This window comes from Pandoraea iniqua (assembly GCF_902459685.1).
GTDB lineage: Bacteria > Pseudomonadota > Gammaproteobacteria > Burkholderiales > Burkholderiaceae > Pandoraea > Pandoraea iniqua.
In genome coordinates this window covers 707099-728562 of sequence record NZ_CABPSF010000002.1, presented here as the reverse complement: position 1 = coordinate 728562, position 21464 = coordinate 707099, and the positions used below count along the sequence as shown (strand labels likewise).

The window sequence follows — 21464 nt, the reverse complement described above, 5'->3', positions numbered from 1 at the left end:
CTTGAGAGGAAGCGTCAAATCGATTCGTTTGACGTGTTATGCCGCCGCCCCGCCGGACTGTGCCGGCTTCAGGGCAAGCGGAGTGTTAGCGACTACGTGCCGGCGTCGATGGCGTCGATGGTGTCGATGGCGTCGATGGCGCCGCGCGTTGCTGCGCCGGCAAATCGATCGACATCCACGGATGACGCGCCTGATGGCGCGCTTCGAAGGCATCGATGGACGCACGCTCCGCGAGCGTCATGCCGATCATGTCGAGCCCTTCGACGAACATGCGCTTCTGCCGAGCCGGCATCTCGAAACCGAAGCGCTCGCCGGTGGCCGTGAGCACGCCCTGCTGCTGCACGTCGATCGTGAGCAGGCTGTGACGCGGGTCGCTCACGATGTCGTTAAGCCGTGCCACATCGGCGGGCGGCAACGTCACGAGCAACAGCCGGTTGTTCTGCGCATTGAAGTAGAAAATCTCACCGAAACTCGGCGCGATCACCGCGTCGAAGCCCGCTTGCATCAGGCCCCACACCGCGTGCTCGCGGCTCGATCCGCAGCCGAAGTTCGCGCCGGCAATCAGAATGCGCGCGCCACGATACTCATGCCGATTCAGCACGAAGTCCTCACGCGGCTCGCCCTGCGGCGTCATGCGCAGGTCGTACAGCACACCGCGCGCCAGCCCCGCCTTGTCGATGCCGAGCAGAAACTGCTTCGGCATGATCTGATCGGTATCGAGATTTTCCAGCGGCAACGGTGCCGCGATGCCACTCAACAGGTCATGACTGGCCATAGCCAAACTCCTTGCGTACGTCGACGATTCGTCCGGCCAGCGCAGCGGCAGCGGCCATGGCAGGGCTCATCAGATGGGTGCGCGCACCGCGCCCCTGACGGCCCTCGAAGTTGCGATTGGTCGTGGATGCACAGCGCTGCCCGGGGGCCAGCACGTCGTCGTTCATCGCGAGACACATTGAACAGCCCGGTTGCCGCCACTCGAAACCCGCGTCGAGCAGCACCTGCGCGATGCCTTCCGCTTCCGCCTGATCGCGCACGCGTCCGGAACCCGGCACCACCATCGCCCGCACCGACGACGCCACCTTGCGCCCGCGCACTACCGACGCCACTTCGCGCAAGTCTTCGATACGTGCGTTGGTGCACGACCCGATGAACACGTGATCGATCGCCACGCCATCGATCGGCTGCCCCGCCGTCAGCCCCATGTAGGCCAGCGCTTTCGTTGCGCTGGCGTGCGTCTGGGCATCGCCCGACAACGCCGGAATGCACTCGCCGATGGCAATCGCCTGATCGGGGCTGGTGCCCCACGTCACGAACGGCGCCACGTGGGCGGCATCGAAAACATGCTCGATATCGAACGCGGCATCGTCGTCCGAACGCAATTCCCGCCACGCGTGCGCGGCCGACGCCAACGCGTCGGCATCCATGTCACGAATGCGCGGAGCGACGTAGCTCACCGTGATGTCGTCCGGCGCAATGAGTGCCCCGCGTGCGCCCGCTTCCACGGTCATGTTGCACAACGTCATGCGTGCTTCGGCGCTCAACGCGCCAATGGCCTCGCCGCAGTACTCCACGACATAACCCCGCGCGCCCTGCGCACCGATGCGCGCGATGATGTGCAGCACCAGATCCTTCGCCGTCGTGCCGCCCGGCAGTTGCCCGTCCACACGAATGCGCATGTCCTGCGCGACGCGATAGACCAGCGTCTGCGTCGCGAGCACGTGCTCCACTTCCGACGTGCCGATACCGAACCCCAGCGCACCCAAAGCGCCGTAAGTCGTCGTGTGGCTATCGCCGCACAGCACCACCATGCCCGGGCGAATCAAGCCGATCTCGGGCGCCACCACGTGCTCGATGCCCTGCTCGCGATCCTGCACGTCGAACAGGTGAATGCCGTGTTTCTCGCAATTGCGTGTGAAGTTCGCGGCCTGATGCGACGCCGCCTCGATGGCGATCGTGCGGCGCGATGTGTCGACCGGATGCGTGGGAATCACGTGATCGACGACGCCCATCTGCTTCTGCGGGCAGCGCACGGGCAGTTGCTTCTCGGCCAGCCCGGCAAACGCCTGCGGGCTGGTGTACTCGTTCATGATGTGCAGGTCGGCATACAGCGCGACGTGCTGCGCATCGATCGGGAAGACCGTGTGAGCGTCCACGATCTTGCGATACATCGTTTGCCCCATGGGGCCCTCCTTGCGGGTGTCTCCTGTCACGGGCAACGCCCATTGATCCAGTCCCGCCAGTTTAATTTCGCGATGTTCCGTGCATAATGCAGACTTATCTAAACCATTCTTAGATTTTTCTTAACAATGAACGCGATCGCCGATCTGGAATTCTTCGTGCGGCTGGTGCGCCACGGCAGCCTGTCGTCGCTGGCCCGCGATCTCGGCGTGACCCCGCCCGCCGTCAGCGCCCGCTTGGCGTTGCTGGAAAAACGGCTCGGCGTGCGGCTGCTCAACCGCACCACGCGACGTATCACGATGACCGAGGAAGGCGAGCGCTATCTGCGCGCCGGCTCATCGCTGCTCGAAGAAGTGCAGGAACTGGAGCGCATGGTGTCGAGCAGCCGCAACGTGCCGCAGGGCTTGCTCAAGGTGAATGCCACGTTCGGCTTTGGGCGGCGGCACATCGTGCCGGCGCTCTCGGCGTTTCGGCAGCGCTATCCCGACGTGGAAGTGCAGTTGGAACTGACCGACCGGCCGATGAACCTCGCGGAATCGGCGTTCGATGTGGGCATCCGGCTGGGCGAATTGCCCGACTCCCGCCTTGTAGCGAAGCGGCTGGCCCATAACGAGCGCTTTGTGTGCGCGTCGCCGAGCTATCTGAACGGACGCACCCTGCCGCGCACGCCGGAAGACCTGCGCCAGCATCTTTGCATCGTGCTGCGCGAGAACGACACGGCCTACGGCACGTGGCATTTCAATAAAGGCAAGCGTCAGCAGCCCGTGAAAGTGCACGGTGCGATGAGCAGCAACGACGGGGAAGCCACATTGAAATGGGCGCTCGATGGGCACGGCGTGCTCATGCGCTCGGCATGGGAGGTGCAATCGTTCATCGACGCAGGCCGACTCGTCCGGCTGCTGCCCGACTGGCACCTGCCCCCGGCGGACGTCTACGCGGTGTATCCAGAACGACTCAACCTGTCAGCAAAAGTGCGCGTGTTCGTCGACTTTCTGGAGGGGCACATGCGGGATGTTGGCGACTGGAGCCGCTATCCTGCATCGGTGTGATCTTCGGTGTGATCGTCGGTGTGGACGTTGGCGTGGACGTCAGTAGACGTCGCGGCGATACCGGCCCGTTTCGGTGAGGGTATCGAGCATTGCGTTGCCGTCATGGCCGGACGTCCCGAGGGTCTCGACGAGCGCGGCATGCACGGCGGGGGCCATGCCCTGCAAGCTGCCGCAGACATAGATCGCGGCACCGGCGTCGATCCATGCGCGGATGTCGGGCGCAGCATGGCGCAACGCATCCTGCACATAGCGCACATCGCCGCCATCGCGCGACCACGCAAAATCGACACGTTCGAGTACGCCGTCGCGTTGCCATTGCGTAATGTCGTCGGCGAAGAACGCGTCGTGACGGGCATTGCGCTCACCGAAGAGCAACCAGTTGCGACGCGCTCCCCGCGCCGCACGCGATTTCAGATGCGCGCGCAAACCGGCCAGCCCCGTGCCGTTGCCGATCAGAATCAGCGGCACGTCGTCAGCAGGTGGATGAAACGCGCGGTTGGTGCGCACGCGCATTGCGATGCGCGTGTCGATGGCGGCGTGCTTTGTGAGCCAACCCGACGCCAGCCCCAGACGGAAACCGTCAGGCTGTGTGGCATCGGTATAACGCGCCTGACGCACAAGCAATTCCAACCGGCCATCGGCGGGCAGCGACGCAATCGAATATTCCCGATGCGGCAACGGTACAAGCGCATCGACGAGCGCCTGTGGTGTATGCGCAGCCATCGCGTCAGCCGCATCCGAAGCCGGCATGCGAGACGCCAGCGCCTGCGCAAGCGTCATCGGCCTTCCGTCGCATTGCACAGCCGCGTCGGCCGAAAAGCCGGTATCGCGCAACCAATCGGAGACGAAGGCTTCGGAATGGCGCGGACCGACTTCCACGATATCGCCCGCCTGCCAGTCGAGCGAAGCGGCACCGTCTTCCGGCACGAGCGACAGATGAAACGCCGGTGCGCCAACGCTTTCCGGATTCAGCAGCACGCGCGATTGCAGACGCCACGACGCGTAGCTCGGTGGCTCCCAATCGGCAATCTCGGCGCCGCCAGCCATTGACGAAAGCTGGTGCTGCCAGTGACGAATGGCACCGGCGTCGCCGTTGTCGACCTCGATGGTGTCGAACAATGCCCGTGCGCCGCTCGCCTCCAGCCAATGCGTCAACCGATGCCCGAAGGCACAGAATTCCGTATAACTTCGGTCACCCAACGCCAGCACGCCGTAGCGCAAGCCCGTCAGCGCGAGCGCATGGCTCATCACCTTGCGTGTGAACCCGGAGGCGCTATCCGGAACATCGCCCTCGCCCGTCGTGCTGACGACGAAAAGCGCTTGCTTGCACGCCATCAATGCGTCGGCGTTCAGTGCATCGATCGAGATCGGACGTACGGCCACGCCTGCATCGCGCAAAGCCGTGGTCGTATTCACCGCGAGGAGTTCTGCGAAACCGGTCTGGCTTGCATAGACGACAAGCGTGGTTGATTCCGGCGGCGTCTCTGAACTCACGACTTCAAACGCGGACTGACGCGAGCGGCGTCGATGCGCGCCGACCACGGCGAGGCTTCCTGCGAGATAGGCGAGCAGCACGCCACCGGCCATCAACGGACGTGCCGGACTCGCCCACGCCAGCGCGGCACCTGCCACGGACGTTGCGCTCAGTCCCAATGTCGACCAGTGGAACGCTGCGGATTTAACGGCATTCATGAATACATCGCCCGATAGGCCGGCGTCACCGTCTCGCGAAAACCGTCGGGCACACGCATCACAAAACGTGCAGCGATGTCGCGTGCGGCAGCGAGTTGCATGCCCGCCTGCGGTCCGAGCACAGTGAGGGCCGTCGACCACGCATCGGCCATCATGCACTCACGATGCACGACGCTGACCGATGCCAACGCATGACTCGCCGGATAGCCCGTGCGAGGATCGAGCGTATGCGCATATCGCTTTGAAGGTGCGCACGGCTGCGATGCCTCCATGAAGTAACGGCGATAGTCGCCGGACGTCGCCACGCTCAGCCCGTGCAGCGCGACGAGATCCTGCGCGATGCCTTCGGCTGCGGACTCGGCCTCAGTCTCAGTCACCGGCGCTTCCAGTTCGACCCACCACGGCATGCCATCGGGTTTGACGCCTTCACCACGAAGCTCGCCGCCAATCTCGACAAGATGGTGCGCAATGCCCACGTCAGTAAGCGCCAACGACACGGCGTCGACCGCGAAGCCCTTGGCAATCGCGCAGAGATCGAGTGAGATGCCACCGGGTTGCTGTGCACGCTTGCCCTGAACATCCAACACCACACGCGCCCAACCGCAGCGCTCGCGCGCGGACATGACCTCATCCACACCCGGCGCGACTTCGCGGCACGGTGCGGGGCCGAAACCCCACAGATCAACGAGCGGTCCCGCGCTGGGATCGTATGCACCGCCGCTCTCGCGGGCGACACGCAACGCGGTTTCCAGCACATGAAAGGCATCGTCCGGCAGCGCAATCCATTGCCCTGCCGCTGCGCGATTGAAGGCGCTAATGTCAGAGTCGTCGCGCCAATTGCTCATCTGCGCGTCGACGCGTGCAAGGACCGCTCGAATGCTTTCATCGATCCAGGCCTCGTCTAGGGCATTGGCAACGTCTGGCGGCTGCACATACGCGACCGACCATGTCGTGCCCATGGTCTGCCCGGCCAGATGCTTGAGCCGGCCACCGGCGTGCGGCTGCACACCGGCAGACGTCATCTGCAACGGCACGAGCACACGTGGCTCGTGCCGTACTTCGGCAGGCAGGTCGATGCGAGTCATGGGCGCGAAGTGAGGACTAACCGGGGGCAGATTGCCGGCTTACTGCGGCAGCACTTCCACCGTTGCGGCATAAGCCGCGCGGCGCGCCTTAGCCGGCTTGATGGAGACCTTGTCGTCACGCACGTCGGCTTCGAGCCAGTACATGCCCGGGGCGGGCCATTTCACGCTGAACTTGCCGTCGGCATCGGTCGTCACCGACAGGTCGTTGAGCTTGTCGCGATAGCGAATGCCGCCCGGCACCACTTCCACTTTCACGTTGGCCGCCGGCTTACCGTCGTGCAGCAAGCGGAAGCTCGCCGTGCTGCCGTCGACCAGATCGTTCGGATGCGAGATGGGTGCGAGTTCGAGCCCTTGACCGGTCGTGGCCAGTGCCGTCGTCGTGGGCTTGCCACGCGTCACAAACGACTCGACACGCGACAGGCCTTCGGTCACTTGCAGGTCTTGCGCGTTAGCGGGTACTTCCTTCGCAAACGCTTCCGGCGAACCGCGCCAGCGCTTGGTCTCGTTACCCACCTTGTAGCTCGCCGACAACCCGTGGTTCAGCACAGCGATCTTGTACGTTCCGTCTTGCGTCAGATGCACATCGAAGACGCTGCGATAGCGGCCCGTCGATGCGTTTTCGGCCTTCACCGGCTTGCCGTCCGGCGCCGTCACGACGAGACCGTCCAGACGCATCGGGAAATGCTCGAAGTAGAACAGGTCATTCGAGACCGCAGCATCCACCGTCACCCACGGATCGTTGCCCGACAGCACGGTGGCCGACGGCAGCAACCACTGACGGTGAGCCTGTGCGGCGAGCGGTGCCAGTGCAGCGATGGCCAGCGCGGAGACGAGGGACAGCTTCTTCAGGGAGAACTTCATGATCAGCTCCTATACGGCAATTCGGGAAAGAGGAATTCGGTAGTGAGGCGGTAGGCGGCCGTGGCTCAGGGCTTCACGCTCAGCGACACGGCGCCGAGTTCGTGTTCGCCCTTGACCTGCGCCGACTTCGCGTCCGCAGGCGGCCATGTGAACGGCACGCGAATCAGTTCGCGACCGCCCACTTCACGGGCCGCTTCCACCACGAGCTGGTACTCACCAGCGGCCAGCTTGCCCAGCGGTGCCTTGCCGTCGACAAATGTCAGCGAGTGCTCACCGGGGGCCCGCGTCGCGCCCGACACACCGTCGGCCGGCATCGTCATGTCGCGCCCTGCTTTGCGCCACCACTGGCGCATGTCCTTGAGCCACTTGGTGCCTTCGGCATTCTTGAGCTTGCCGTCGTACCAGACCGACAACGTCGTCACGGGCGACTGATCCGCCTTTTCGATCCACATCGCCACATACGGACGGTGATACTCCGCCACGTTCAGACGCGGAATTTCGACCTTGACGGTCATCTCGGCGGCCGCCGCATTGCCCGCGAATGGTGCTGCCACCAGACCGGTCAACGTGACGGAAAGCATTCGACGCATGGCTATCCCCTATCGAGCAAACCTCGGGTTGAGTTCAGATTGAAGTACTAAGAAAACGATATCGACACTGTCTGCACTGTCGACGCGCGCCCCGATTAGGTCGCTGCGTCTCAGTGAATGAACAGGATGACGAGCAGCAGCGGAATGACCAGCCCAAGACCGACCAGCGGCCATGTCGCCACGCGATTACCCGCATGCAGCTTGAGCAAGAACAAGCCGGTCACGCTGAACACCAGACACGCCAGCGCGAACACGTCGATAAAGAGGCCCCACGCGTTGCCGGTATTGCGGCCCTTGTGCAAATCGTTCAGATAGGAAATCCAGCCGCGTGTGGTCAGTTCGTACTGGGTCTCACCGCTCTGCAAATCCACACTCACCCAAGCATCGCCACCCGGGCGCGGCAACGCGACGTAAATTTCGTCGGCCGACCACTCGGCCTCGCGGCCCTCGGCATCGATGGCGAGCGACGTGTGCAACCAATCGGCGAGCGCCGCCGGTACCGGGCCCTTGTCTTTGTGAGGTGTCTCGCTGAGCTGCGTCAGCAGGGCGTCGGGCACCTGCGCCGCGCGCTTGACGACTTGGGGGTGAGCTTCGATCTGTCCTGCGTGGTTGAGCGTGAAGCCTGTGATCGCGAACAGCATCATGCCGAGCAGACAGATCGCCGAACTGATCCAGTGCCACTGGTGCAGATGTTTGAGCCAGAACGCGCGCCGCTGCCGGCCGGCACCGAGCTGGAGTTCGTTCATTGCGGAATTCGGGACATCGAGGCTGGCCTAGGGATGGCGGGCATGGCAGTCATCGTAGTGTCATGGCGAGCCGACATTCGCACGCCGCACTATCTCAGGGAAACTGAAAAGTGCAATGATAATCGTTTGCATTTAACAAGACAATCGTCTTGATGTGAAGACGACCATAAGAAAAGCCGGGGTGCCGGGTCATCGCTGACCCAGTGCCCCCGGCAGGTGAAATCGTCGCTGCCCGTGTGATGACAGCGACGAGTACGGTTGCGCGACGGTTGCGCGAGATTCGACGCGCTATCGATTTACCAGCGCACCGTCACCCCGGCCAGCCACGAGTAATCGTAGGTCTGTGGGTTGAGCCCCCGGCGATAGCCCACGTCCAGATCGAGCCACGGCTTCGGGCTGTAGATGGCGCCGACGATCATGAACGCCGGGCTGGTCGGCTGCGCGAAGTCGGGGTTCTGCGACGTACCGATATCGAGCAGCAGGCGGGTCGTCGGCAGCACGCGATACAGCACAGCCCCCGAGACTTTCCAGACCGTTTCGCGCGCGCCCTGCCGGTTCGGTTGATACACCGCGCCGCCGTTGACGAGGAACGTCCAGTCATCGATTTCGTATTGCGCGAGCAAGGTTGCGCCGGCGTTCACGCGACCTGTGCCGAGGCCGCGCGAATCGTTGCCGGTCGGGAGCGTGAGGTAAGGCTTGAGGCCGAGACTGAAAGCGCCGTCGTCATACAGCCGCCATTTCGCGCCGAGTTCCAGATCGGCGATGCCGGTTGCTGCGGTATCGGAGCGTTGCTGAACGTGCGTGTACGGCACGTTGGCGTAGAGGTCCAGCGCTTCGCCAAAGCCACGCGTGAGCGTGCTGTTCCAGAGAAATTGGCGGCCCGTGTCGGGTTGCTTGGCGGTGGCTTCGCCATTCGTTTCGAACTGCCAGTTGCCGTCGCCTTGGGTACCCGTGTCGTCGGTCACGAGCGGATGCGCGGCGAAGGCGCTGAGGGGACAAGCCAGTGCCAGCGAGATGAGTTGCTTCTTCATGAGTCGTTCGCTCTTTTTTGATGCCGCCCCGCGTGCGCTGCACGGGGGCTTGTGTGGGTGGTCAGGTCTGCGTGAGACCTCAGATCAGAACCAGCGGCCGAAGCGGCGGATGTAGATCGTCTTCACCGTCTGTGCGAGCGCGATGTAGCCGAGCATGGTGGCCGCCAGCCAGTAGAAGTACGAGCCCGGCAGGCTGACGAAACCGAGTGTTTCGGCAAACGGCGAGTACGGCAGCCAGCAGGCGATGCCGATGGCCACGGTCGTCGAGAGCATGATCGGCAGCGCCGGCGTGCTTTGCAGGAACGGAATCTTCTGCGTGCGCAGCAAGTGCACCACCAGCGTCTGCGAGACGAGCCCTTCAATAAACCAGCCCGAATTCATGATGACCTGACCGCCGCTGCCGCCGTGCAGGTGATACATCGCACCGGCACCGAAGACCGTCCACAACAGCGCGTAGGTCGTGATATCGAACACCGACGAGGTCGGTCCGATCCACAGCATGAAGCGGCGGATATTGCCCGCGTCCCACTTGCGCGGCTTCTTGAGGAACTCAGGGTCCATGCGGTCCCACGGCAGGAACATCTGCGAGATGTCGTACACGAGGTTCTGCACGAGCAACTGCATCGCGAGCATCGGCTCCCACGGCAGGAACGCGCTCGCCACCAGCACCGAGAACACGTTGCCGAAGTTGGAGCTGGCCGTCATGTTCAGATACTTAAGGATGTTGCCGAACGTCTCACGGCCCTTGACCACCCCGGCCTCGAGCACCATCAGGCTCTTTTCGAGCAGGATGATGTCGGCCGTCTCTTTCGCAATATCGGCACCGGTGTCGACCGAGATACCCACGTCGGCATCGCGCAACGCCGGGGCGTCGTTGATACCGTCACCCAGGAAGCCCACCGTGTGGCCGTTGGCCTGCAATGCCTTGACCACGCGAGCCTTGTGCAACGGCGCAAGCTTGGCAAATACGGTGGTGTGCTCGACGGCGGCACGCAGCGTGTCTTCGTCCATCGGCTCGATGTCGGCACCCAACAGCGGCGTGCCCGGTTCCAGCCCGACCTCGCGGCAGACCTTCAGCGTGACGATCGGGTTATCGCCAGTGAGCACCTTCACGGCGACGCCGTATTCACGCAGCGCGGCAATGGCCGGGGCCGCCGAGTCCTTCGGCGGATCGAGGAACGTGAGGAAGCCGCAGACCGTGAGGCCCGTCTCATCGGACGTCTTGTATTGGGTTTTGGTCTCGCCGGCCGGAATATCGCGCGTGGCCACCACCAGCACGCGGAAGCCGTCTTCGTTATAGGCTTCGGCGCGTGCGAGCAACATGGCACGGGCCGTGTCGTCGAGCACCCGCACGCCTTGGGCGGTCTTCACGTGCGTGGACACTGCCAGCATCTCTTCGACGGCACCCTTCGTGACCATCAAATGCTCGCCGCGCTCATTGGCGACCACCACCGACAGGCGGCGACGCACGAAATCGAACGGCAGTTCATCGATCTTGGCAAAGGTGCGCGGCTGCACCGATTCACCGATTTCGTTGGCCCGGCGAATGATCGCCACGTCGATCAGATTGCGCTGGCCGCTCTGGTGATAGCTGTTGAGCCAACCCAGTCGCAGCACGTCTTCCTGCTCGTTGCCGACCACATCGAGATGCTGCTCGAGAATGATCTTGTCCTGCGTGAGCGTGCCGGTCTTGTCGGTACACAGCACGTCCATGGCACCGAAGTTCTGCACCGAGTTCAGACGCTTGACCACCACCTTGCGGCGCGCCATCGCCAATGCACCACGTGCAAGGTTGGCGCTCACGATCATCGGCAGCATTTCGGGCGTCAGACCCACGGCGACCGCCAGCGCGAACGTCAGGGCGCTCACCCAGTCGCCCTTGGTCAGGCCGTTGATCATGAAGACGATCGGCACCATCACCAGCATGAAACGAATCAGCAGCCAGCTCACGCTGTTCACGCCGCGATCGAAGCTCGTCTCCACGCGCTTGTGACTGACCACGTTCTTGGCGAGCGCACCGAAATACGTGTCGCTGCCGGTGGCCACCACCACGCCGAGGGCCGTGCCGCTCACTACGTTCGTCCCCATGAAGCAGACGTTCGACAGATCGAGCAAGCTGGCGCTGTTCTTCTGAACCGGTTTGGCCGGCCCGGTGTCGACCGACTTCTGCGCAACGGCGCCGAGCGTGTCGTACTTCTCCACCGGCAGCGCTTCACCAGTGAGTACCGCCTGACTGATAAACAGATCGCGCGATTCGATCAGCCGCAGGTCGGCGGGAATCATGTCCCCCGCCTGCAACGTCACGATGTCGCCCACGACGAGCTCGCGCATGGCGACTTCGTGCCGCTCCGGCTTGCCCGACGAGACCACACGGCGGCGAACGCTGGCGGTGGTGCGCACCATCGCCTTAAGCTTCTCGGCGGCACGCAGCGAATGGAACTCGGTAAAGAACCGCAACAGACCGCTGATCGTCACCATCGTCAGCAAGATGATGATGCTCTTGAAATCCCGGTCATCGGGATCGGCAAAATAGACATCGGTGAAGAAGCTGATCGTGGCGAGCACGAGCAGCACCATCACAAACGGATTGTTGAAAGCGCGCAACAGTTGCACGGTCCAGTGCGGTGGCTTGTCGTGGGCGATCTCGTTGGGGCCGTAGCGCGTATGGCGCTGCCCGACTTCGGCGAGCGTGAGCCCGCGCAGGTCGGTGCCGAGGGTGTGGAGCATGTCGTGCAGCGGCTCGGTGGCGAGCTTAGCGACGGCATCGGGGCCGGTAATGGCGCGCTCGGTGGCTGTCGGATGATCGACAAAGCCACGCTGTTTCTGGCGCGAGCGAAGGTTCTTGTTCATGACGATTTCCTGGGCGCGGCTTACGCTGACATGGCGGCCGGCCAGAGTCGTCAGTCGCTACCGGACTTCTAAAGCGTCCCGGAAAAAGCGCGAACGTACCCCGCCGCGCCGCGCTGCGCGCGGTCGGTGATAAATGGGTGCTGCCGTTGCAAGGCTGTGGTCGCCCGCCGGAATCCCGCACGCGTCGCGTGCGGCCCCGACGGGCGCTATTCGACTACTTCCATCGTCCATATCGGACTCCTTATGATCGTTGGCTCGCCATCATCGGCGGCACGTGGCCGCCCGAGACGAACTGCAATGGTTTGAAAAGAAAACTCAGGCCGGGGCGGCAAAGCCCGCCATTCCCCCGGCAGCAGGATGAGAAGCAGGGTGAGAAGCAGGATCGTTAGCGGAGCGATCGGAGCGATCGGTACGGTCGACAGCCGCCCGGCGATCGGGTCGATTCGCGTCGTCCGACCAGAACACGCGGCGCACGCTGTTCTCGCCCGACAGGCGCATGACCAGCGCCGTGAGCGACGCACGCGAGGCCTGCGAGCAATCTAGCGTGACAGTGGCTGAAGCCACGTCGCGATCGCTCCAGCGCGTAATGCTGACGTGCGTGGCCCGCAGACCGAGCGCGGTGAGATCGGTGAACATCTGCTTGCGAAGCGTATTGAGGGCTTCTGCGAGGCAGACGATGGTCAGACGCGACACCGGCGTGGTTCGCGTGGGCTGGCTTTGAAAAGCCTGAAATGTTTGAAAAGCGCGCATGGTTTCCTCGCATGGCTGCGAACGCCCGTGCCGTAAGCGACAGGGCGAGTCGGCACACACGTGCGCACGCGTTGGCCAATGCAGATGCGCAGGCAAATGCAAAGCACGCAACGACAGCGCCCGGTATGGGCACGACGGTAGAAATTTCTGCGGGAATGGCGCCGGAAACGATTACGTTCGGACGAACGTCGATGGCGCGCTAGACACCGCATCCTGCATGAGGACGCGGCACAGGGAAGGCTGTGGATCCTCAGGCAATCAGTCGATCAAAGGTCGACTACAACTGGCATCAGAATTCACGAACAAACCCCTTGGATGGAAGACAGGGCGGATAGTAGCCGAGCCCTAAATGCACCGTCAAGCATTAATTTCTGCGTACCCCATCGCACTCCGAACTTCCCGCTCAAGGCCGCGCGACGGGCTTCCCGGGCATTTCACCAGATCCCGCTTCCCGCACGCTCTCAAGGGTTTTTCATTGACGGGAATTTTCCCATCTGTTATTAATAATGATTATCATTAACATTCCTTGAGTATTCGTTTCAACTGCTGCATGACCTGCCAGTGTTCTCGCTGGACCAGCGTGTCGTGAGTGGACCGAACATCAGGCTGGATCATGCAAACGTCGGGCACCCTCCTCCCTTCCACTGTCGAGTTGCTTTACAGCAACCATCACTCATGGCTCAAGGGTTGGCTGCACCGGCGTCTGGGCAGTGCCGAACAAGCGGCGGATATCGCGCACGACACTTTCGTGCGTCTGCTCGGCAGCGAACGCGTGCCCGCAGCCTTCGACGAGCCGCGCGCTTATCTCACGACGGTTGCGCAGAATCTCGTCTCCAACCACTGGCGGCGCGAAAAGCTCGAGCGCGCTTATCTCGAAGCGCTCGCCCAAGCCCCGCGTGAAGTCGAATGGTCGCCCGAAACACGCGCCATGCTGCTCGAAACCCTGATCGAACTGGATCGTCTGCTCGACGGCCTGCCCACCATCGTGCGGCAGGCTTTTTTGCGTTCGCAGCTTGACGGGCAGACGCATGCACAGGTAGCCGACGCGCTGGGCATCTCGGTGCCCACGGTCAAACGGTATCTCGCGAAAGCGTTGCAGCGCTGCTACTTCGCCGATCTGTCCTTTATCGGATGACCGACGCATGAGCGCTATGTCCTCCGCTTGGTACGAGGCCACCCGAGGGGCGGCGACCGTGCCTGCGCACGTTGCCGAGCGCGCCGTCGAGTGGCTGATCGAACTCCAGAGCGACGACGTGTCGCCGGCGGTCATCGCGGCGTGGCACCAATGGCGCAATGCGCATCCCGATCACGAACGCGCATGGAAGCGCATCGAGTCGGTCAAGGGTAAGTTGCAACCGCTCGCCTCGCCGGTCGAAGCAAGCATCGCGCAGGCGGCACTGACGCCCCCCGCCTCACCTGCCCGGCGACGCACCGTCAAGACGCTCGCCGTGCTGTTCTTTGCGGGCAGCGGCGCATGGGGTGTCATGCACTCGTCGCCGTGGCAACGATGGTCGGCGGACTACCGCACGAGCGTCGGCGAGCGGCGCACGCTAATGCTCGCCGACGGCACCCGGCTGGTGATGAATACCGGCAGCGCAGTCGATATCGTTTTCACCGAACAAGAACGGCGCGTGCGACTGATGGCGGGCGAGGTGCTGATCACCACGGCCCCAGACACGCACGAGCCTGCACGCCCGTTCCTCGTCGAAACAGCGCAAGGCACTGCGCGTGCGCTGGGTACCCGTTACACCGTGCGCGAATGGGACGGCGGCACACACGTGAGCGTGTATGAAGGTGCCGTCGAAATCCGGCCGAGCCGAAGCCCATCGCAATCCCTCGTGCTGCGCGCCGGGTTGCACGCGAGCTACACGGGCGACGCCATTTCAGCGCCGGTTGCCGTACCGAATTCAGAAGCCACATGGGCCGAAGGTTTCATCGTCGCGCGCAGCATGCGGCTGGCCGATTTCGTGGCCGAACTGGCACGCTACAGCGACACGTCGCTCACCTGCGATTCGCGCGTGGCCGACCTGCGGGTCTCGGGGACGTTTCCGCTCGACGACATCGGCAAGGTGCTCGACACCCTCGGCACGACGCTTGCCGTGCGCACCGATTCGGTGACGCGCTTCTGGGGCGCGCGCGAAATCCGGCTCGTGCCGGCGTGATCCGGTGACTTGCCCGATGACTTGCCACGTTTGCCAGCAGCGCACGCCTGCCCACCGTCATTCGCAAAATATTTTGAAGAAAGGTGATCCGTTTCGACATTTCGCGGGTCATGGAGGACGAGCACCAACACTCTTCTTCCACACGAAAGGTCAGATCATGGGTCACGTTCGGGGACGGCAACACCAGCCGAGCCAACCACATTGGGTACTTCGCCGCACGCGCATGGCGTGTGCGCTGGGCCGTATCGTACTGGGCACGGCCGCCGCATCGCCCGCGCTCGTCCTGCCGCTTTCGGCACACGCGCAATCGTCATCGGCACCCGCCGCCCGCGCTTACGACATTCCTGCCGGCACGCTGGAAGATACGCTGAGCCGCTTCGGCCGCGACGCCGGCATCATGCTCTCGTTCAAGCCCGAGGTGACCGCCGGTCGCCATAGCAGCGGTCTGAAAGGCACGTATACGCCGCGTAACGGCCTTGAAGCACTCGTGGCAGGCACAGGGGTGGAAGTCGTCCCGCAATCGAATGGCAGCTTCCTGATCCAGCCGGCGACACATGCCGGCGTGGCCGACACTGCCGCCATGCTGCCCACGACGCACGTCACGGCGACTTACGACAACGGTCTGCAACCGGCCTACGCCGGTGGCCAGATCGCGCGCGGCGGCAGCCTCGGCATTCTCGGCTCGTCCGATGCCATGGACGTGCCGTTCAGCACGATGAACTACACCGAGCAGATGGTGCGCGACCAGCAGGCCCGCACGCTCGCCGACGTGGTCATCAACGAATCGTCGGTGCGCATGCTGACCTCCAGCGGCGGCTTCGGCGAAGACTTCCAGATTCGCGGCTACACCGTATCGAGCAGCGACGTGGGCCTGAACGGCCTTTACGGCATGGCGTCGGCCAGCCGCGTGCCGGCGGCTATCGTCGAGCGCGTGGAAGTGCTCAAGGGCCCGGGCACGTTGATGAACGGCATCGGCCCGAGCGGCAGCATCGGCGGCGCGATCAACGTCGTCACCAAGCGCGCAGGCACTGAACCGCTCACGCGTTTGACGACCACCTTCCAAAGCAAAGCACAGCTTGGCGTTGAAGCCGACGTTGGCCGCCGCTTCGGTGAACAACAGCAATGGGGCATTCGCGTCAACGGCGTCTACCGCAACGGCAAAACCACGCTCGACGACGGCAAGCAGAATGTCGGCTTCGGCTCGGTCGGCCTCGACTACACGGGGCAGCGCCTGCGCTGGTCGCTTGACGCTTACACGCAGCATGAAGGCACCGACAACTTCCGCCCGCAGGTCGGCTTTCAGTCGTCGGTCACGAAGATTCCCGATGCGCCGTCCGGCTATCGCAACTTCTATCCGGGCAGCGAGCTGCATCTGCACGACTCCGCCGTCACGACGCGACTCGAATACGACGTCCTGCGTAACGTGACGGTGTGGGGCGCCGTCGGCTACCACTACGCCACGGCGTATCAGACGTTCCCGATCGGGGGTGCCGATTCGTTGGGCAACATGAACGTCACGAACTCGTACTACGACTCGTACACGCGCTCGCGCACGGCAGATGTCGGCGCGCGCGCCAATTTCAAGACGTTCGGTATCGGCCACACCGTGACGGTGCAGGCCAGCCGTCTCGAGCAGGACTCGGGCAACGCGTACGTGCCGGGCACGACCTCGGTCGCCTCGAACATCTACAACCCGGTGCCGCTACCGCCGGTCGGCGCGGCACGCACCGAGCCGAAGAAGGCGTCCGAGTCCGCGCTCACCAGTTTCGCCATCACCGATACGCTGTCGTTCCTGAACGATCGCGTGTTGCTCACCGGCGGCCTGCGTCAGCAACGCGTCGCGCTCGACAACTTCAACACCACGAGCGGCGCCCTGTCGTCGAGCTACGACCAGAGCGCCGTCTCGCCGCTGGCAGGCATCGTGGTCAAGCCGCTGCAAAACGTCTCCGTCTACGCGAACTTCACCTCCGGGTTGTCGCGCGGTGGCGTCGCACCGGTCGGAACGGTCAATGCCGGGCAGGTCTTCCCGCCGTTCAAGTCGAAGCAGTACGAAGCGGGGGTGAAGGCCGACTGGGGCACCGTCACGACGATGGTCTCGGTGTTCCAGGTGCAGCGCCCGAACTCGGTCACCGACCCGGCCACGCGCGTGTACAGCTTCGACGGCGAGCAGCGCAACCGCGGCATCGAACTGTCGGCGTACGGCGAAGTGATGAAAGGTCTGCGCCTGATGGCCAGCGCGACCTTCTACGACGCCAAGCTCACGAAAACGGCCGGCGGCGTGAACGACGGCAACGACGCCAACGGCGTGCCCAAGCGCGCGTTCAACTTCGGTGTGGACTGGGATACGCCGTGGGTGCAGGGCCTCTCGCTCTCGGGCCGCATCATCAACACGTCGCGCATGTACTTCAACGCGGCCAACACGCTTGAACTGCCGGCATGGACGCGCTACGACATCGGCGCCCGCTACCGCACCCGCGTGGCCGGCAAGTCGGTGGTGTTCCGCGCCAACATCGAGAACCTGTTCAATTCGAATTACTGGCTCATGAGCGGCACCTACGCCACCGTGGCCGCACCGCGCACGGTGCTGCTGTCTGCACAGATCGACTTCTGAGGACGATGGCTGTTATGCCTCGCCTCGCTTTTAAGGAAACCGTAATGAAAAAGACTGTTCCGCACGCCATCGCCCTGCTCACCGCCGGCGCCCTCACCGCGTTTGCCGGTGCCGCGCAAGCGCACCAGATCTGGATCGAACAGCCCGCCGGTCAGAATGCCGTGATCCGCTTCGGCGAATTCGGCGAGAACCTGCGTGAAGCGTCGCCGGGCCTGCTCGACAAGTTCGTGGCGCCGAGCGCGACGCTCACGTCGGCCTCTGGCGCGAAGACCGCCGAGGCGACCAAGTCGGCTGACGGCTTCACGCTGCCGTTCAAGGCCACCGCCGGTGAAACGCTGGTGGCCGAAGACGCTAAGTACCCGCTCTTCACTTTCAAGCGCGACGGTCAGGAAGTCACCAACTGGTACCGCCCGGCGGCGCGTCTCGTGACGGACTTCTCGGCGCAGAAGCCGCAACTGCCGCTCGATCTGGTGCCCGCCGGCAAGCACGGCGAGTTCCAGCTGTTCTTCCAAGGCAAGCCTCTGGCGAAGACGAAGGTGTCGCTGGTCACGCAATCGGGCTGGGCCAAGGAGGGTCATACCGACGCGCAGGGGCATGTGAAATTCGATATGCCGTGGAAGGGCGTGTACGTGGCCGAAGTCAGCCACACCGACAAGACGCCGGGTGAGCGCGCGGGCGCCAAAGGTGCCGAACGCTATCAAGGCGTGAGCTACGTCACCACCACCACGTTCGTGCAGGCCGACGGCGTCGAGCCGATTCCGGCAGGCCCGGCGGCAACGCCGAATAAGTAAGCGGTTCGCATCATGGCTCAGGTTCGCAGCAGTGCCGGTCTCTTTCGCGTCGGCGCACTCCTCTCCCGCATCGTGGCCGCCATGCTTGGCGGCTACGCCATCGCGGCGCTCGCCAGCGTGGCGGTCCTCGCTTTGCCGATGGACAAGTCGCAGGCCGTGATTACCGGCATGCTCGCGAGTTTCGCGATCTATGCCGGGGCGGTCGTGTGGGTGTTTGCCGTGCGCAGTGCGTGGCGAGCCTGGGCAGGTCTCATTGTGGTTGCCGTACCGCTCGCGCTGGCCGCGTGGGCGGTGTCGGCAGGCGTTACCGGGGGTGCCGCATGACGGCCGCGAAGAAAACCGTGGATGCGGTGAATACCGGCCGAGGTATCCGTCAGACCATGTCCGACCTGCATACATGGGCGGGCCTGCTGGTCGGCTGGCTGCTGTATGCCATGTTTCTCACGGGCACCGTGAGTTACTTCAAAGACGAAATTTCGCAGTGGATGCGCCCGGAAGTGCCGCATCAGCAACAGGCCCCCGACGTTGCCGTCGTCGCACAGAATGTCGCCGACCGGCTCTCGACGCTTGCGGCCGACAGCCCGCAGTGGAGCGTGTATCTGCCCACGGAGCGCAACCCGGTTGCCAATGTGTTCTGGCGCAACGCGCCCGCCCCCAAGGTCCCCGGCGCGACGGGGGCCACCAGCACTCGCCGCGCCTTCGATGAGGCGACGTTCGATCCCGCGACGGGACAAATACTCAAGGCGCGCGACACGCTGGGCGGTGAATTCTTCTATCGTTTCCACTTCCAGTTCCATCCGTTGCCGGTGCTGTGGGGACGTTGGCTGGCAGGTTTTTGCGCGATGTTCATGCTGGTGGCGATCATCAGCGGCGTGATCACGCACAAGAAGATCTTTATCGATTTCTTCACGTTCCGATGGGGCAAGGGGCAACGCTCGTGGCTCGACGCGCATAACGCGCTGTCGGTCTTCGGCCTGCCCTTCCATCTGATGATCACCTACACGGGGCTCGTCACGCTCATGGCGATGTACATGCCATGGGGCGCGCAAGTCGCGATCAAGACCCCCATGGACCGCGCGCAGATGAACGGGCAACTCAGTGCGTTCCCGCCGCCTGCGAAGGCCACCGGCGAGAAAGCCCCGCTGGCGCCCATCGACGCGATGGTGCGCGAGGCACAGGCGCGCTGGGGGAAGCATGACGTTGGCCGCGTCACCGTGACGCTACCGGGCGATGCGGCCGCGCGCGTGGCCGTCACCCGGGGCGAAACGTCGCGCGTGTCGATGAGCCCGCAATACCTGCTGTTCAACGGCACGACCGGCAAGCTGATCGAGACACACGACTCGGTCAGCGCGGCGGCCGAAACGCGCGGCGTCATGTACGCGCTGCATCTGGGCCGCTTTAGCGATCTACACCTGCGCTGGCTGTACTTCATTGTGAGTCTCGGCGGCACGGCAATGGTCGGCACCGGCCTCGTGATGTGGACGGTCAAGCGCCGGACCCGGTTGCCCGACCCCACGCGTCCGCACTTCGGTTTTCACGTGGTAGAGCGCCTCAACATTGCGGCCATCGCGGGCCTGTCGATCGCGATGACGGCCTTCCTGTGGGGCAACCGGTTGCTGCCGGTGGGCACCGCCGGGCGCAGTGCTACCGAAGTCGATCTTTTCTATTGGGTGTGGGCCGCGACGCTGCTGTACGCGCTGGTGCGGCCGGCAAAACGCGCGTGGGTCGAGTTGCTGTGGATTGCCGCCGCCGTGCTCGCGTTGCTGCCAATTGCGAATGCACTGACGACTTCGCGCGGCTTGTGGCACAGCCTCGCCGCAGGGGACTGGGCGTTTGCCGGTGTCGATCTGATGTTGTGGGTTTTTGCCGCATTGCATGCGTGGCTTGCCGTACGCACCGCACGCCATCGTCCGAAAACGAAGCCCGTGCGAAACAAGCCAGCCGCCCCCGTCGCATCGCCGACGTCAGCGACATCCCCATCGGATGTGCCGGTCAACGCCACGTTGAATGAGGAGCGCGCGTGATGCATCTCACCACCTTCCTCATTTGTCTGGCGGGCTTTGCTGCCTTGGCGTTAGCGACGGAGCGACAGCAGCAGACATTCTTCAACGCCATACTCTCGCGCTCGCGGACTCGCCGGTTACGGATTGCGGGATGGGGTGCGTTGATCGTGGCGCTGGCCGTGATCGTGACGCGTCAGGGCTGGGGGATGGGACTGGTGAACTACAGCGGCCAGACCAGCGCGGCGGCCGGTCTGGTGTATCTCGCCCTCATCGTGGGCGAGCGCCGCCGTTAGGGGCACAGAACGTAGGCTTATTCGTTCTCTTCGAAGTAGTGCCCGAACTTGACCTGCTTGGTGCGGATGTAGCGTTGGTTCTCTTCGCGCACCGGCACGTCCAGCGCCACGCGTTCGCACACGGGGATGCCGTGCTTGACGAGCGTGTCGAACTTCTTCGGATTGTTGCTCATCAAGCGCACCGAACTCACGCCCAGAATGCGCAGAATAGCGGCGGCCGAATCGTACTCGCGGGCATCGTCGGGCAGGCCGAGATCGAGGTTGGCCTCAACCGTATCGCGCCCCTGCTCTTGCAGCAGATAGGCGCGAATCTTATTGCTCAGGCCGATACCACGGCCTTCATGGCCGCGCAGATACAACATGACGCCCCGGCCTTCGGCGGCGATCTTGCGCATGGCCGCATCGAGCTGTTCGCCGCAATCACAGCGATACGAGCCGAAAACGTCGCCGGTCAGGCATTCGGAGTGCAGACGCACCAGCGGTGCCGGCGTTTCGTCCGTGATTTCGCCCGCGACATCGCCCATCACCAGCGCGAGGTGTTCGTTATCGCTGTCTTTGACGCGAAATGCATGCGAAGCGAAAGTACCGTAGCGGGTAGGCAGGGTCGCCGTGGCGACGAGCGTGACGCATTCACCGGCGTCATGCGCCGGTGCGGGGGAAGCAGAACCAGGGGACTTCATGATGTCGTTCAAACGGGCAGAAATCTGAGAAGCGCCGACAGGAAAAACAGGCGTGTCGCAGGAGTGTACCGCCATTTGAAAATTTCGGCCGA

19 protein-coding genes are annotated in these 21464 nt (G+C 63.7%); 8 read left to right on the top strand and 11 right to left on the bottom strand.

Annotation, left to right across the window (positions count from 1 at the left end):
• Positions 1–85: 85 nt before the first annotated feature.
• Together leuD and leuC are read right to left on the bottom strand one after the other, a co-directional pair.
• The gene (gene leuD / locus PIN31009_RS08915) at positions 86–775 is read right to left on the bottom strand and encodes a 3-isopropylmalate dehydratase small subunit (RefSeq protein WP_150789987.1); all 690 of its coding nucleotides are present in this window, start codon (positions 773–775) and stop codon (positions 86–88) included.
• Entirely contained in the window at positions 762–2180 is a 1419-nt protein-coding gene (leuC, locus tag PIN31009_RS08910) for a 3-isopropylmalate dehydratase large subunit (protein ID WP_150789986.1), read from the bottom strand. The genes leuD and leuC overlap by 14 nt, the downstream gene beginning before the upstream one ends.
• Positions 2181–2306: 126 nt before the next feature.
• Between leuC and PIN31009_RS08905 the strand changes: the two genes are divergently transcribed.
• Positions 2307–3227 (top strand): LysR family transcriptional regulator, encoded by a 921-nt coding sequence (locus PIN31009_RS08905; RefSeq protein WP_150683881.1) that lies wholly within the window; start codon positions 2307–2309, stop codon positions 3225–3227.
• Positions 3228–3266: 39 nt separating this feature from the next.
• Here the strand turns inward: PIN31009_RS08905 and PIN31009_RS08900 are convergent, their stop codons facing one another.
• The 8 genes from PIN31009_RS08900 to PIN31009_RS08865 all read right to left on the bottom strand — a co-directional run bounded on the left by PIN31009_RS08900 (position 3267) and on the right by PIN31009_RS08865 (position 12832).
• The gene (locus PIN31009_RS08900; protein WP_150789985.1) at positions 3267–4919 is read right to left on the bottom strand and encodes a sulfite reductase subunit alpha; all 1653 of its coding nucleotides are present in this window, start codon (positions 4917–4919) and stop codon (positions 3267–3269) included.
• On the bottom strand, positions 4916–6004 hold the full coding sequence (locus PIN31009_RS08895; protein WP_150789984.1) for an FAD:protein FMN transferase: 1089 nt from the start codon (positions 6002–6004) through the stop codon (positions 4916–4918). Before PIN31009_RS08895 ends, PIN31009_RS08900 begins: the two co-directional genes overlap by 4 nt.
• 39 nt (positions 6005–6043) lie before the next feature.
• On the bottom strand, positions 6044–6865 hold the full coding sequence (locus tag PIN31009_RS08890; RefSeq protein WP_150789983.1) for a DUF4198 domain-containing protein: 822 nt from the start codon (positions 6863–6865) through the stop codon (positions 6044–6046).
• A gap of 65 nt (positions 6866–6930) precedes the next feature.
• Positions 6931–7455: a DUF2271 domain-containing protein gene (locus PIN31009_RS08885; protein ID WP_058379558.1), complete on the bottom strand. Its 525-nt coding sequence runs from the start codon at positions 7453–7455 to the stop codon at positions 6931–6933.
• A gap of 110 nt (positions 7456–7565) precedes the next feature.
• On the bottom strand, positions 7566–8201 hold the full coding sequence (locus PIN31009_RS08880) for a PepSY-associated TM helix domain-containing protein (protein WP_150789982.1): 636 nt from the start codon (positions 8199–8201) through the stop codon (positions 7566–7568).
• Positions 8202–8497: 296 nt separating this feature from the next.
• Positions 8498–9232 carry a transporter gene (locus PIN31009_RS08875; protein ID WP_150683875.1) on the bottom strand — a complete coding sequence of 245 codons (735 nt, stop codon included), beginning with the start codon at positions 9230–9232 and terminating at the stop codon, positions 8498–8500.
• A gap of 84 nt (positions 9233–9316) precedes the next feature.
• Positions 9317–12082, bottom strand: a complete 2766-nt coding sequence (gene mgtA / locus PIN31009_RS08870) for a magnesium-translocating P-type ATPase (protein WP_150789981.1) — start codon at positions 12080–12082, stop codon at positions 9317–9319.
• Between the two features lie 315 nt (positions 12083–12397).
• Positions 12398–12832 (bottom strand): hypothetical protein, encoded by a 435-nt coding sequence (locus PIN31009_RS08865; RefSeq protein WP_150789980.1) that lies wholly within the window; start codon positions 12830–12832, stop codon positions 12398–12400.
• Between the two features lie 613 nt (positions 12833–13445).
• Here PIN31009_RS08865 and PIN31009_RS08860 point away from each other — a divergent pair.
• The 7 genes from PIN31009_RS08860 to PIN31009_RS08830 all read left to right on the top strand — a co-directional run bounded on the left by PIN31009_RS08860 (position 13446) and on the right by PIN31009_RS08830 (position 20692).
• Entirely contained in the window at positions 13446–13967 is a 522-nt protein-coding gene (locus PIN31009_RS08860; RefSeq protein ID WP_150684264.1) for a sigma-70 family RNA polymerase sigma factor, read from the top strand.
• A gap of 7 nt (positions 13968–13974) precedes the next feature.
• Complete coding sequence (locus tag PIN31009_RS08855; protein ID WP_246185572.1) at positions 13975–14994, top strand: FecR domain-containing protein; 1020 nt, start codon at positions 13975–13977, stop codon at positions 14992–14994.
• 157 nt (positions 14995–15151) lie between these two features.
• Entirely contained in the window at positions 15152–17605 is a 2454-nt protein-coding gene (locus PIN31009_RS08850; RefSeq protein WP_150789979.1) for a TonB-dependent receptor, read from the top strand.
• A gap of 44 nt (positions 17606–17649) precedes the next feature.
• Positions 17650–18396 (top strand): DUF4198 domain-containing protein, encoded by a 747-nt coding sequence (locus PIN31009_RS08845; RefSeq protein WP_150789978.1) that lies wholly within the window; start codon positions 17650–17652, stop codon positions 18394–18396.
• Between the two features lie 12 nt (positions 18397–18408).
• On the top strand, positions 18409–18720 hold the full coding sequence (locus tag PIN31009_RS08840; protein WP_150789977.1) for a DUF3649 domain-containing protein: 312 nt from the start codon (positions 18409–18411) through the stop codon (positions 18718–18720).
• The gene (locus PIN31009_RS08835; RefSeq protein ID WP_150789976.1) at positions 18717–20420 is read left to right on the top strand and encodes a PepSY-associated TM helix domain-containing protein; all 1704 of its coding nucleotides are present in this window, start codon (positions 18717–18719) and stop codon (positions 20418–20420) included. Before PIN31009_RS08840 ends, PIN31009_RS08835 begins: the two co-directional genes overlap by 4 nt.
• The gene (locus PIN31009_RS08830; RefSeq protein ID WP_246185571.1) at positions 20420–20692 is read left to right on the top strand and encodes a DUF3325 family protein; all 273 of its coding nucleotides are present in this window, start codon (positions 20420–20422) and stop codon (positions 20690–20692) included. Before PIN31009_RS08835 ends, PIN31009_RS08830 begins: the two co-directional genes overlap by 1 nt.
• Before the next feature lie 17 nt (positions 20693–20709).
• On the opposite strand, the gene ribA is transcribed toward PIN31009_RS08830, so the two are convergent.
• Complete coding sequence (gene ribA, locus PIN31009_RS08825; protein WP_150789974.1) at positions 20710–21372, bottom strand: GTP cyclohydrolase II; 663 nt, start codon at positions 21370–21372, stop codon at positions 20710–20712.
• Between the last annotated feature and the right edge of the window lie 92 nt (positions 21373–21464).